Genomic DNA, 15,105 nt, shown 5'->3' with positions numbered 1-15,105 from the left:
GAGGATGTTATATCCTCCTCTATGTTAATATATTAATTCTTTATTAACGCCATCTGGGATCTCCGACATTATTGTTGAACGAGCCGTCTTTAATTGAGAAATCGCCATTCTCAGGATCTGTAAATAAGTCGGCTGCAGTACCGCTATATGTAGAATAAGTAACGGCGTCATTAGTTTGAGCCCAATTACTTGTCGCATATGTAGAGTTTATAGATGGAGCAGATGCGGAACGGATACCTAAGGTTGTCGCATCACCAGTCATACCTAATATAGTATTGCTGATACTGAAGGCCGTAGCTCCATAACCAGTGTTAAAATCAATAAAACGCTGGCTGGCTCCTGCTACTTTATACAAGGTGCAATTGCTTATAGTCAGGCTCTCCATATTAGTCTTGTTACTGTAAATAAATCCTTTCCCTGATGCACATACTTTATCGAAAGTAGAATTGCTTATAGTCAGATTCTTTAATACGCCACTTCCTGAATTAGCATCGATATGAATAAAGAAGTAACCGCTACCGATATTACGGAAGATACAATTGTTAAGAATGAGTGAGTTGACAACTTTTATCGGCGTACTCTGCATACGGAAAAAACTTGTCGCTATATTCTGAATAAGACAGTCATCAAACTCAATCTTATTTACCTGTCCCGCGCTACTCTGATTCATTATATAGCCTTTATTCAGGCAATCAAGATTTAAATTCTGGAATGTGATGAAATCATGACTTCCGGCATAATCTACAGTTCCCTGAATTCTTAGTGCAGTTTTATTACTCCCGGGAATACCGAAGAAGTTGATTGACATTCCATCCGGTATTGTTATTTTTTCAGCTACGGTGTAGGTTGCGTCTGCAGCTAGTGCCAGAGTTATCGATTTACCCGGGTACTGTGTTGCCAGACCATCCAGATATGTCTGGTCGATGATATCGTCAGTGGCCAGATATAGTATAATGTCGGCGTTAGGTGCTTCCGGGAAAGTAATAAAAAGAGCATAGCCTCTTCTGATAATGTTATTATACAGATTGGCCTGATAAGAAGTATTCGGTTCAAGACCGGTCAAAGTAGTTTCTCCGGCGGCGATTTCGTCAGCAGTCAAAGTTTTTTCCTGAACTACCAGATTGTTTTTCAGCAATTCTATTTTAGTAACGGCTGCTCCGGCAGTCCATGATAGCCTTATACTGCTCGATGTCTTGTCACTGTTTGATACAGAGTTCATTATCTGCTCCGATTTAGTCTTAAACGAAAATTTCTCAGGATAAGCCCATTTTGATTCGGTTTTTACCGAAGACATGGCTTTAATACGGATAAAGTACTTACTGTCACTATCCAGGTCTGTCAATACATAAGGAGATTGAGTGATCGTTTTGTCTTCGCCGAAAACAACGCTATTAGTGTTATTCATGGGTACCTCGTTATATAAAGTATCCTTGCTGACTTCTATTATATAATATTCGGTGCCCGGAGTTTTCGTCCACTTGAATTCTGCTGTTGTAGCTTCGGGAGAAATGCTCAGTGATGAAGAAGTGACGCTGAACAAACGATTGTATGAGTTGTCTACATCCCAGTCATTTCCATCTGTACAAGACACAGTGGCAAATATGGTCAGAAGCGTGAATGCTCCCCGACCGATTATATATTTTATTTTTTTCATCTTGCTCATTTTATTTTTTTGTACACTATTAATTGCTGTATCCATATGAATTTTGCAATTTTCCGTTAGATGCCGAAATCGTTGTCGAAGCCAACGGCAATAAGTAACGGTTCCTTACCGTTGAATTCAATCCGGATGAAATAGACGGCAGATTGGTTTTTAACTGCGTTTGGGTAGCAGCAGTCCTTTCGGCTCCGAAGAATGATGCATTAGCATCATAGTTACTTGTGTTGGCCGGCGTTTCATACCATGTTACACTGGACATGTCGATGACTGTTTTTGATGCATCGGTATAGTTGAAATAAATTTTTTCAGGATATTTATTTGCCAACTGCTCTTCGTAATCAGTTTTGAATTTATCAATCTTTTTGCTTAACAGATTCCAGCGGATCAAATCAAATTTGCGGAAACCTTCACCAGCCAGCTCCCAGGCATTTTCATCAACTATTGCATTGAAGAAAGAATCTTTGTCAGCAGGGATTTTTGCAACATATTCTTCCGCGACACTTTTATGTGTATCATCAAACGCACGGGAATGCACTTCGCTTAATGCCTGACGGGCTGTCAACCCGGCCGAATTGGTATAACCTCCATCGGGGCCGGCCAGCTCGTTCATTACTTCCGCATACATCAGCAATACTTGCGGATAACGCATCCTTACTACATTGATACCACTCATCCATTTTGCATTGCCCGTCGCGATTGCCACATTACGCCATGCTTCGCTCATTTTGCGGATATCCCACTTCCCGACGTAAATACCAAACGGAGTATTTCCTATCGTAGATTCTTCCAAAACTCCGTTGGTTTCTTTCAATTGTACATGGGCACATGTAATATCACGGCGCAGGTCGTTTTTGTCAAATGACCAGAAGAAAGGAGCGGTAACTTTTTGTTTTCCGGAAGAGTTGCCTTTTTCTCCGTATTGAGCACTGGCTCCATTGATACGCACCCCTATCGTATAGCCAAGTTCACTGCTTACACCTAATCCCATTGGAATTTCGAATATATTCTCACGATAAGTCTGGTCCAGTCGGCTCTGGTTGAGTAAGTACCATTGGTCTTCGACCGAAGGGTTCAATTTATGGGTATTATTGGTAATAACAGCAGATAAATGAGTCAAAGCCAACTCATACATGGATTTACGGGTAGCATCGTCGCAGCGCTGAGTGGGGTAGGTCCCATCGCTATTTTCAGTGGCGGTGATATAACCACTTTTCGATTTCTCACGGATAGCCCACCCGCCACGGGTCAGGGCGATATTAGCTAATAATGTATGCGCATAACCTTTGGTTACACGTTCAGTAGTGTAAGAAGAAACCTCTCCGGCCCAGGGGAGAAGCCCGATGGCTTCCTCCAAATCTGTAATTAACCGATCCATAATCTCATCCCGGTCTGTTTTTTCGAGATAGGCATTACTTAAATCGGATTTCGAAGATTCAAGTTTCAACGGTACGTCTCCAAAGAAACGAATCAGGTCAAAATATAGCATAGCACGAATGGTTAATGCTTCACCTTTGAAACGAAGCATTGTGGTGCCATCACTGCCTCCCGATTGGGCCAGGGTGCTGCTATTGATGCCTTCAACAGTAAGGTTGGCATTTTCGATCATACCATACATAGCGTCCCATAGTTTGGCAATATTCCCCCAACCCGGGCTGGCATTGTAATTCATATTACCACGTTCATTGGCAGTATTGGTGGCATCCCCGCCCAATCCGTCTATCAGTTCACAATCGGTGTTTGTTCCCCATACGATAGGGATATATTGTGAGTAAGTTTGGTCCAGGGTCATCTCTCCATAGAGTTTGTTTATTGTTAACCCGGTGTAATATGTCGATTCAAAAACAAGGTCTTTTGTTAGTTCTGACGGTGAACTCTGGTCTAAAAAATCGGAGCAGGCAGATAAGCCGAGTATACCGGCAGACAATGCTATTGTTTTAATTATATTTTTCATAATCGTTTTTCTTCTTTAGAAATTAGAATGATACATTTATACCGGCTACAAAAGAACGGCTTTTCGGATATGATGCATAGTCAACACCCGGAGTCATCGGGTTTCTCTTGCTACTTGTGTCCACTTCAGGGTCAGATCCTGAATAATCTGTGATACACAGCAGATTGTAGCCTGTTAAGTAGATTCTTACATCTTGTATAAAGGCTTTTCTTACCCACGTCTTAGGAAAGTTATAGCCTATAGTCACATTGTTTATACGCAAGAATGAGGCATTCTCTACGGCATAATCTATCAATTGCATATTGCTGACAGCAGCCGGGTTGTATATATTGGCTCCTGCATTTATTTCATTCAGGCGTGCAGCTACAGCATCGGCACTTCCATAATAAGATATCGTAGAATTGCTTATTTTACCAAGATTCATTCCTGTTGCGGGGTCAATCCATGTATAACGGTTGCTTATCGCAAAATCGTTATTAAGGTTATAACCTTTTGCAGATCCTGTGTTGAAAGCCAATGCCAGTTTATTCCCGTTTATGATTTTGTTTCCAATGGAATAGTTACAGAATACATTGAAATCAAAATTACCTATATTACCATTGAACCCAAAACCACCTGTAACAGGAGCTATAGTGTTGCCTAATCTCTGTTTGAGAGGTTCTCCGTTTTCGTCACATTCGACTTTTAATGCGCCCGGATAGTAGTTACCTCCGGTAATGGTTTTACTGTTGTCAACAATACCATCTCTCAATACCCAGTTTGTACCATTCAATACCAATTCGCCGTTGGGATTAGTATTCGGGTCGTATGCCGTAAAGTATCCATTGGTCTTATAACCCCAGATTTCACCGAGGCGTCCGCCTTCTTCCACACGGAAATCTTCGTATTTGTAAAGAGTACTACCTGCCCAGCTACTGCTTTGCCACGAACTTTCTATAGGTAGCTTGTCAATTTTACTCCTGTTGTAAGATATGTTGAAGTTAAAGTTCAGATTAAAATTCTTTTGATCTACTAATATGGTATTCATTGCTAGTTCGACGCCCTTGTTCGATGTCTGTCCAAAATTCTGGAATTGATTGTCATAGCCTGTATTTGACGGGATTACTGTTTGCATTAGCAAATCCCTGGTTGTATTCCAATATAAGTCTAAAGTACCGGAAATACGATTGTTCAGGAAGCCATAATCGATACCGAAGTTACGGGTAACAGTTGTTTCCCATTTCAGGTCGGGATTGTATAAAGTTTTACCTACCTCCAGCATACTGGTGCGGTTATCATTAAAGAAAGGAGCTTTTGATGTATTACTGGCCATAGAATAAGTGGTATTTGTCAAACCAGACTTAATACGGTTATTACCTGCAGTACCAAAGCTCAGACGGAATTTCATATTTGATAGCCAACTATTGGTACTACTCATGAATTCTTCGTCAGACATTCGCCAAGCCAATGCTGCAGAAGGGAAAACACCCCATTGGTTACCTTGGGCAAACTTACTGGAGCCATCGGCCCGCATTGTCGCGGTGAATAAATATCTACCCAGCATTGTATAATTTACACGGCCAAAGAAAGATAGCATATTCTCTTTTGCTCCTATTGTCGTAATTGTAGGTAGTGGAGATCCCGCCGACATGTTAGCCTTCACTTCGGCAATAGTCATAGAAGCAGGAAATTCCACAGATGTGTTTTCAACTGATTTTGCCTGGCTGCTGGAGACTTCATGCCCTAATAATATATTCAGGTGGTCGCGTCCGTCAAACATTTTCTTATTATCGTAAGTCACAGTATTTGCATTCCGCCAGTTCTTGGTTGTAGTTCTTAACAATATTGCCTGAGGTTGCCCGTCATATTTCAGTTTTGAGTTCTGAACAGCATCGGCAGACCAGATTTGGTCTGTATCGTCATATTTCCAGCCATAACCAAATTCGGAACGGAAAGTAAGTTCCTTTGTCGGTTTCCAATTCAACCCTGCGTTATAATTCTGATTGAATGTGTTGCGTCTTTTGTATGTAGCCAGTAAACGTTCCAATGGATTTTTCTGGGATGAAGTATTGTTTTCTTCATCGTCCGTATTACTGGATATTGGATTAACAGGACGGAAACGGGCCGAATTGGCAACGATAGAATTAGCTGCATTCGATTCATTTGTATCAGCACCTCCACTCAAGCCATCTACAGATGTATAACTCAAGCGTCCATTGAAGTCCAGGCTCAACCATTGGTTCAGGTTAGTATTGATTTTTGCATTAATATTATCCTTCTTGAAGCCGGAGCCCAACATGATGCTTTTTTCTTCGTTATGGGCATAACTTACGCTGTACTTTATATCTTTGGTCCCACCGCTTACATTTACATTATATTGTGTCTGGTTGCCGGTGCGTCCGAAAATTTCGTCCTGAAAATCATTTCCTTCTATAGATTTCCAGATATCCAGATCCTGAAAATCTCCATAGTCGGTATTGCCTAATTCGTACTGGTAGTAAGCAAAGTCATACGGACTCATCACTTTAGTCATTTTAGCGACTTTTCTTATGCCGAAATATGCTCCGAAGTCGACTCTGGTTTTTCCTTCATGGCCACTTTTAGTTGTAATGATGATTACACCATTTGCGCCACGCGCACCGTATATGGCTGTAGAAGAGGCATCTTTCAATACGTCGATGCTCTGTATTTCAGTGGGTGCAATATCGCTGATACTTGAAACCTGAAATCCGTCTACAATATATAGTGGAGAATTGTCCTGAGACAGTGAGCCTCCACCCCGCACCCGGATTTTTATATCTGCGTCGGGAGAACCTTCAGTGGTAGTGATGTTTACTCCCGCCAGTCTGCCGGTCATAGCCTCAACAGCACTGGATACAGGGATAGAGCCGATATCTTTAGACCCAATGGAAGCTACGGAGCCTGTCAGGTCTTTTTTTGCAACCGTTCCGTAACCGATTACTACCACCTCATCCAGTTCGGAACTAAGGTCTTCCATAACAAAGTCGATTATATTTCCGGAGATCGGCTTTTCATTTGGTTTCATACCAATATATGATGCCGAAAGGGTTTTGTCAGCATTGTTGACAGAAAGAGTGTACTTGCCATCGATATCAGTCATTGTACCTTTGGTTGTACCTTTGATTGAAACGGTAACACCCACCAGAGGTTCACCCTGAGTATCGGTAACAGTACCTTTTATCTCCCGTTGCTGGGCGTATACGTTTTGTCCGCATACCAGAAACATTGAGATACAAATAAGAGACAAAATTCTTTTGATTGTCTTTCGCATGGTTGTTTAGATTTATGATTTGTATTTCTTTTAATAAATTTATCCTAAAGGACGAGGTTCGTTTTGCCAGTTTAGACTTTTCTTTTTAAATTTAGTTATACTTTTCTTATGGTAATAGATAGTTTATATGTTTTTAGCCATTAATAAATGTTTTGGATTTTGTTTAAAAAATGTTATTAGATTTCGAATGCAATGTATGTATCATTTTTGGTACAGAGGGGTGTTAAAATATTTTTTTAAGGGGGATGAATTGACTAGACCCCGTATCATACAGCATTTTATTTAAGCCTGATTATATATACACAATACAGGATATATCTCGGGTAGATTCGAATTTATTCGAATCCCTCCTCAGTTTTTACTATATTTGTACAAAACCTTTTGGTACCATGATTTTTAATCGTTTCTATTGTTTTTTGTTTATTCTCGTTGTTTGTATATCTGTTTCCGGGCAGCAAAAATGTTTTTTTGAACATTACGGGCCTGAAGATGGATTGCCACAGCATACCATAATGAGTATTGTGCAGGATAAAAAAGGTTTTATGTGGTTTTCTACATGGAACGGGCTTTGCCGTTTTGATGGGTACAATTTCTATACATACAGGATTCAACAGGGGGATAAATATCATATGCGCAGTAATCGTATAGATAATATATACGAAGACAAATACGGGTATATATGGACCCTCCCTTACGACCGGGAACCTCACCGATTTGACCCCCATACCGAAACTTTTATGGGAATAAGGTCGGTCAAAGGATATGAAAATCTTACTTTTATCGCTACCAGGATAGAGACAATGCAATCGGGTAAGGTATGGCTGTCGTCTGATAATATGGGCTGTGTTTGTGTTACCGATTCAACATTTGCTATAGAGACTTTTAATAAGGAAAATGGTAAATTGAACAGCAATAAAATATATGAAGTATATGAAGATAAAGACCTGAATAGCTGGATACTTACCGATAATGGGCTCTATCTCTTGTCTAAAAATAATAAGATAACCAGTTTTTTCTCGGATAAGGCCTATATAGAATCCAAATCCGCTCAGAGTTTTTATTCTGTGATGGAACAGGAGGGCAGAATATGGTTCGGCTCTGATAACGGGAAAATATGGATTTACAATAAAGGAAATGGGCAATCCGATTTATTGCAGACCGGCACCGATTCATATATTAGCTATATCCGGAATATAGATAATAATCAGATACTGATTGCTACCAGAAGTGATGGTTTCTTTATTTATAACCGTAATTCTAAGAACTTGAAGAAATATGATGTATCAACTTTATCCGGGATGTCTACCAATCACATTATATCCTGCTACGTTGACAGATCGAAGAATATATGGTTTGAATCAGACCAGGCGGGGGTTTCTAAATTTAACCCGGAAACGGGGATTATGAAGCACTTTCGTATGAAAATAGAAAGCGTTGTGTCGAATGTATTTCCGTCTAATTTTTTTATTTTCGAGGATATAGAAAACCGCTTATGGGTACATCCACGGGGAGGAGGCTTTTCTAGCTATGATCCTCAAAAAGATAGCCTGATCCCGTTTTTTAACGAACCATATTCGCCAACCTGGAGATTTTCGAATATGATGCATACGGCTTTCTCCGACAAGCAGGGAAACCTTTGGCTGAGTACGCGTTCTCATGGGTTGGATAAAGTAATATTTAATGATGAAGTATTTAAGACAATTGTAGTTGATCCGAATATTCATTCCATGATAAATAATGACATTCGCAGTATTTTTGAGGATAGTAAACGAAATTTGTGGGTATCTACAAAAGGAGGGAAAATATTTGTCTACGACCAGTCATTAACACAGCAGGGATATATATGCAGCAACGGAAAGATAGAATATGGTAAGCCCTTAGAAGGTGTCGCATATTGTATGATGGAAGATGCTGCTAAAAATATCTGGATAGGAACAAAGGGCGAAGGAATATACAAACTTACCCCGGTAAATAATACATACAAAATAACGCAATACAAACATTCCGATGATAATATATACAGCCTGAGCAACAACAGTGTATATGCTATATTTCAGGATAATAAGATGCGAATCTGGGTTGGAACGTACGGTGGCGGACTTAACTTATTGGATGAAGGAAAAAATCACTTCCTGAATCATAGGAACGACCTTAAGGATTATCCGTTTCAGTATGGTTCACAGGTCAGGGCAATGAGTGCCGATAAATACGGTAATATATGTGTGGGCACAACATTGGGCCTTATCATGTTTTCATCTGATTTCGGATCGGTAAATACTATCGATTATAAGTTCTATACACGGATACCGGAGGATAATGAAAGCATTAGCGAAAACGACGTCTACGATATTTATACAACACGGAGAGGGGAAACTTATATTGCAACTTTCGGTGGCGGGGTAAATGAGATTAAAGCTGTAGATGAAAAAGGCTTTCCTTCCGAGTTTTTATCATATACGACCAAAGACGGGCTTCCCTCAGATGTCGTATTGACTCTTACTGAAGATAAGAAAGGGAATCTGTGGGTAACATCGGAAGGTAATCTCACCAAGTTCGATCCTGTAAGAAAATCATTCGAGACCTATAGTGAGATAAACAGGCAGATAGAAGGTCAGAACTTTTCGGAAGGAGCCAGGTATACAGCTCAGTCGGGAATCGTATATGTCGGCTATTCGAAGGGGGTATTATCTGTCGATCCGGAGAATATTAATAAGAGTACATTTACGCCGTATGTTGCGTTAACTAAATTCCAGATTGCCAATAAAGATGTTCCTATCGGAGAAGATTCTCCACTGAAAGCGAATATCGATGATCTGGATTATATAAAACTCAACCACAAACAAAATTTTATCAATATTGAGTTTGTCGCCCTCGACTATATAGAACCCAGAAGAATTAATTATGCTTACAAACTGGAAGGCTTTGATCAGGATTGGATCATTACTTCCAAACAACGAATTGCCAATTATACGAATTTATCGCCGGGAAATTACACTTTCCGGGTGAGATCTACAAATAGCGACGGTATATGGATGGACAACGAGCATATATTAAATATAGAAATAACGCCGTCTTTCTGGCAGACAGGCTGGGCGTATCTCCTGTATGTTATTCTCATTATTGCTGTTCTGTACACTATATTGCGTACTCTGTTTGTATTTTACCGTTTGCGGGATAAAGTGAAGCTGGAGCACGAAGAAACCGAGATGAAAACCCGCTTCTTTACGGATATTTCACATGAGATACGCACTCCGCTGACTATGATTGTTTCACCTGTGGAGAATATAATAGAGAATGAAGGCACACCGGGCGATATAAAATCACAATTGCAACTGGTGTTGAAGAACTCCAACAGGATGCTGCGTATGGTGAATCAGATATTGGATTTCAGGAAAATACAGAAAATGAAGCTCAATATTCAGGAGACACAGTTTGGGGATTATGTGTCTGATATTTGCAATAATTTCTCCAAGACGGCCGAATACCAGAATATAAGGCTGGAATTTAATAACCGGGCCGGAGATGAAAAAATCTGGATAGACCGTGATAATGTAGAAAAACTAATATTTAATCTGTTATCCAATGCCTTTAAATATACATCTGATGATAAAACGATAGAAGTCAGTGTTTTTAGCAATAAAAAAGATAACACTGTTGCCATTCAGGTGAAAGATGAGGGCGGTGGCATGACTAAAGATGTACTGAATAAATTGTTTACCCGTTTCGCATCATTTAATAAAGATAAGAACAAACCGAGTACAGGTATCGGCCTGTCTATCGTTAAAGAAGTGGCAGACAAGCACCATGCTAAAATAGTGGTAGACAGCGAAGAAAATGAAGGCTCCGTCTTTACCGTTTTCTTTCCTACAGGGATTGAGCATCTGAAAGATGATGCAAATGTTTCTTTTACATTTGTTGCAAAAGATGCCGTTGCAGAAAAGACGGAATCCGATGTTGCTAAAGAAAAAGTAGCAGGAGAAACTATGCAGGAAAATCCGGACGAAGCTATGGAAAAAGAAAATCCGAAAGAGACTATACTGGTAGTAGAAGATGATTCTGATTTGAGACGCTTTATTGTTAATATACTGGAACCTTATTATAATGTATTGGATGCTGCTGATGGAAAAGAAGGTTATGATAAGGCTGTGGCAAATGTCCCGGATTTTATAGTAAGTGATATTATGATGCCGGAGATGGATGGTACCGAACTATTACAAAAGATACGGTCTACTACCGAAATCAGTCATATACCTGTTATCCTGCTTACTGCAAAGACCGATATGGAAAGTAAACTGGATAGCTTGGATTACGGTGCTGACGATTATATAACCAAGCCTTTCAGTGTGAAGTATCTGCGCGCCAGAATCGAAAATATCATTCGCCAGCGTAAGCGGCTTTACGATGTTTATTCTGCGGGCAGGCCTTTGGATGTTGCCGAACCGGAGAAAAAAGAAGAACCCGGACACAAGATTACTCCTCACGACGAATCTTTTATCAGGAAGATAAAAGAGGTGGTGGAAGAGAATATCGATAATAGTGATTTTGTGGTGGATGATCTTGCAAATGCCATTGCCATGAGCAGGACGGTATTCTTTAAGAAATTGAAAAGCCTTACAGGGCTTTCTCCTATCGAGTTTATCCGTGATATAAAAATAAAACATGCCGCTAAGTTGATAGAAACGCAGCAATATACAATAAAAGAAGTTTCGTTTATGATAGGCATATCAGACACGAAATACTTTTCGCAATGTTTCAAAAACGTTTATGGAATGACCCCAAGTGAGTATAAGAACCTGAAAAATCGTTCATAATAATGTAAATATACGGGGTGAAACTAATTAAGTCAAAAACACCCCTTTGTATTTGATTCGTTACTCCTATATTTGCTATAGGAGCAGAATAATGTTTACTTTTACACCGTTTATAAGAATTTCTAACCTTAAAAAAAGACCAATGAACAATTATTCTATAATGTATAAAAAGTTATTTTTTATTTGTCTGTTTTTGTTTTTACAGATAAACGTTTTCTTGTCGGCGCAAAACATCTCAGTGAAGAATAATTCGGGGCAGGCAGTTGTTGATTATACCTTGGAGATACCTGTTGATGAACTGAATCTTTCTTTAGGTAATTACTTGGCGACCATAAATAATACAGATGTTCCCGTTGAAATAATTACGGATGCAAAAGGAAGACAACTGGCAATACTGCCTGTTGATAAAATAGATGCTAATAGTGAAATTCTGATTTCATTAAGGCCGGGTACAGCCAATGCTTATCCCAAGCGTAGCTATGCTGAACTATCTCACAAAATAGGCGGGGACTTCGAAGGACATAAATATGTAGGCGGTTACTCATGGGTGAAGCCCAATTATATAAGTCTGCCCGGAACATTCAGAGATCATTCTTATTATATCAAATATGAAGGTCCTGGTTGGGAGAGCGATAAAGTTGCTTTCCGTTTCTATCTGGATAATCGTAATGCAATAGACGTATTTGGTAAAAAGACTTCCGATATCGTCCTTCCTGCTGTAGGGGTTGATGGTTTTGATAACTATCATAATATGGCAGACTGGGGAATGGATAATATGAAAGTCGGAACTGCTTTGGGAATCGGGACTATCGCTGTATGGAACGGACAAAAAGCTGTCCGAGTGGAAAAGAAAGACAGTATGACTTGCTATATTCCTGCCGATGGTAAAATACGGTCGCAGGTGAAAACAATTTATTACGGATGGGATGCGAATGGTGTAAAATGCGATCTTACTTCGCTGATATCCATTGATGCAGGTAGCCGTGCTTCACGTATGGAGTTGCTTGTGGATAAAAAGATTAATATTGCTACAGGGATTATAACAATGAAAGAAGCGGAACTTATCGTTAGCAATAGTAAGGACAGTAAATGGTCTTACATAGCTACTTTTGGTAAGCAAAGCCTGAATAACGATATGCAGGGTCTTGTTGTGTTTGCGCACACACGGCAGGTTAAAGAGATAACAAGCGATGATCTGAATCATATATTGGTGCTTGAACCTGAGAATGGTTATGTCGAATATTATTTTATGCCTACATGGGAACTGGATAAAGAACCGGTTGTGACCAAAGACGATTTTATGAAATGTATAGATGAAGTACTGGCCCGCTTGAATAATCCGATAACATATACTATTAAGAATTAAAGTCAACTATAATAAAAACTTATATCATGAAGCCACTTAATAAAACAACAGTAGAGAAAAAAGATTTACCAGTAAAAATACTTCAATTCGGCGAAGGAAATTTTCTTCGCGCTTTTGTAGACTGGATGATAGATAAAGCGAATAATGCAGGTGTAATGAACCACGGCATCATTGCTGTACAGCCGATAGGCGGTGGTGAGAATATGGTAAAGATGTTCAAGGATCAGGACAGTATGTACCATGTTTACCTCGAAGGTATAAAGGACAAGAAACCTGTGAAAGAAGTCGCTTTGGTAAAAAGTATCATGGATATCATGAATCCTTACAGTCAGTATGCGGAATACGAAAAACTATTTCTGAGCGAAGGGCTTGAGATGATAATTTCCAATACCACAGAAGCCGGTATCCGCTACGAAGAAGGTGACGACCTGAATGCCCAGCCACCAAAATCGTTCCCTGCAAAGATGACAGCATTATTACACAAGCGCTATCAGAAATTCAATGGAGCTAAAGATAAAGGATTGCTTATTATCTGCTGTGAACTTATTGAAGATAATGGCTCCACACTTCACAATTATGTACTAAAACATGCCAGACATAACAATTTGGGAGAAGGCTTTATTGACTGGGTAAATACATCTTGTCATTTCTATGATACTTTGGTAGACCGTATTGTGCCGGGCTTTCCACGCGAGAATATCGATGAAATTAAAACTGAGATTGGGTTTGATGATAATCTCGTAGTCAAAGGTGAATATTTCCATGTATGGGCTATCGGCGGCGACAGTATCATCAAAGAAAAATTCCCATTGGATAAAGCCGGATTGAATGTTTTGTTTATGGACGATATCAAAGCTTTCCGCGCCAAGAAAGTACGTATCCTTAACGGCTCGCATACAGCTATGGTGCCTGTGGCTCTCCAGCTTGGTTGCGAAACGGTGATGGATGCTTTCAATACACCCGAAGTAGAAAAGTATATCAATAAGATGGTAGCCGAAGAAGTATTACCGTGTATTGACGAAGATCCGGAAGACCTGAACGCCTTTGCTGCTAAAATACTAGAACGTTTCTACAACCCGTATCTGAAACATTATCTGAAAGATATTTCTTTAAATTCCATCTCTAAATGGGAGACACGGGATTATCCTACGGTATATGACTGCAGTAAGAAGCTGGATAAGAATGCAAAACTGACCACATTTTCTTTTGCTGCACTACTGGTGCTTTATACAGGTCAGTCGGCTGCGAAGAATTTCACACCGAATGATACCCCTGAATTTATCGAGTTTATTCAAAAAACATACGATAAAAACAATATCAAAGGATGGGTAGCAGGTATTGTTAACAATAAGGAGATGTGGAAAGAAAATTTCTCTGCGGTACCTCAGTTTATCGATGAAGTATCTAAGGATGTAGAGTTGATATTGAACCATGGAATGCAGAGCGCATTGCAATCTTTAATAAATTAATTAATTGATGATGGACAATGGAACTGAAACATTGTCCACTGTCAATATACACATGAACGATTATGAATAACGATTGTTTATATTGCAATAAAAATCAGACACAGCACGATCTGATGATTGAAATTTGCAAACTGAATGTGTCTACTGTATATCTTTTCAGGGAGCAAACCTATCTGGGACGGTGTATTGTTGCTTACGAAGGTCATGCAAAAGAGCTATACGAATTGGACAATAATACACTTTTATCATATATGCAGGACGTAAATAAGGTAGCTAAGGCATTGAAAGATATATTCGCCGCCCCTAAAATTAATTACGGTGCTTACTCTGACAAATTGCCGCACCTGCATATGCACTTAGTCCCTAAATATACGGATGGCCCGGATTTTGGTTCTACTTTTACGATGAATCCGCAGAAGGTTTATTTATCCGATGAAGAGTATATGGACGTACTGGCATCTATCAGGAGCAGGTTGATGTAAATCTGAAAACTTTATCTATATGATGAAGTTACCGGTTTGTAATAGCCGGTTTATAGTTCTTTGATACAATGTTCGGTAACCCCGGTGTTTACTGA

7 protein-coding genes are annotated in these 15,105 nt (G+C 39.6%); 4 read left to right on the top strand and 3 right to left on the bottom strand.

All coding sequences use genetic code 11. The annotated features are described in order from the left end of the window. Positions 1-43 precede the first annotated feature (43 nt). Genes HMPREF9455_RS11465 through HMPREF9455_RS11455 form a run of 3 tightly spaced genes read right to left on the bottom strand, consistent with a single transcriptional unit; the run spans position 44 to position 6,882 of the window. Positions 44-1,654: a DUF5123 domain-containing protein gene (locus tag HMPREF9455_RS11465; protein ID WP_044216095.1), complete on the bottom strand. Its 1,611-nt coding sequence runs from the start codon at positions 1,652-1,654 to the stop codon at positions 44-46. A gap of 28 nt (positions 1,655-1,682) precedes the next feature. Further along, positions 1,683-3,611, bottom strand: coding sequence for a RagB/SusD family nutrient uptake outer membrane protein (locus tag HMPREF9455_RS11460; RefSeq protein WP_006799860.1), 1,929 nt, complete (start codon positions 3,609-3,611; stop codon positions 1,683-1,685). A gap of 22 nt (positions 3,612-3,633) precedes the next feature. Further along, positions 3,634-6,882: a SusC/RagA family TonB-linked outer membrane protein gene (locus tag HMPREF9455_RS11455; protein ID WP_006799859.1), complete on the bottom strand. Its 3,249-nt coding sequence runs from the start codon at positions 6,880-6,882 to the stop codon at positions 3,634-3,636. A 389-nt stretch (positions 6,883-7,271) separates the two neighbouring features. On the opposite strand from HMPREF9455_RS11455, the gene HMPREF9455_RS11450 reads away from it, so the two are divergent. From HMPREF9455_RS11450 to HMPREF9455_RS11435, 4 genes are all read left to right on the top strand, one after another. Continuing rightward, positions 7,272-11,693, top strand: coding sequence for a hybrid sensor histidine kinase/response regulator transcription factor (locus tag HMPREF9455_RS11450; protein ID WP_006799858.1), 4,422 nt, complete (start codon positions 7,272-7,274; stop codon positions 11,691-11,693). Positions 11,694-11,931: 238 nt separating this feature from the next. After that, positions 11,932-13,059 carry a DUF4861 family protein gene (locus HMPREF9455_RS11445; RefSeq protein ID WP_157256597.1) on the top strand — a complete coding sequence of 376 codons (1,128 nt, stop codon included), beginning with the start codon at positions 11,932-11,934 and terminating at the stop codon, positions 13,057-13,059. Positions 13,060-13,085: 26 nt separating this feature from the next. Further along, positions 13,086-14,528 (top strand): tagaturonate reductase, encoded by a 1,443-nt coding sequence (locus HMPREF9455_RS11440; RefSeq protein ID WP_006799856.1) that lies wholly within the window; start codon positions 13,086-13,088, stop codon positions 14,526-14,528. 62 nt (positions 14,529-14,590) lie between these two features. Next, positions 14,591-15,010 carry an HIT family protein gene (locus HMPREF9455_RS11435; RefSeq protein WP_006799855.1) on the top strand — a complete coding sequence of 140 codons (420 nt, stop codon included), beginning with the start codon at positions 14,591-14,593 and terminating at the stop codon, positions 15,008-15,010. Positions 15,011-15,105 lie beyond the last annotated feature (95 nt).

The sequence above is a fragment of the Dysgonomonas gadei ATCC BAA-286 genome (assembly GCF_000213555.1).
Lineage (GTDB): Bacteria > Bacteroidota > Bacteroidia > Bacteroidales > Dysgonomonadaceae > Dysgonomonas > Dysgonomonas gadei.
The sequence above is the reverse complement of the archived record's forward strand: the minus strand, read 5'-3'. Positions and strand labels throughout refer to the sequence as shown.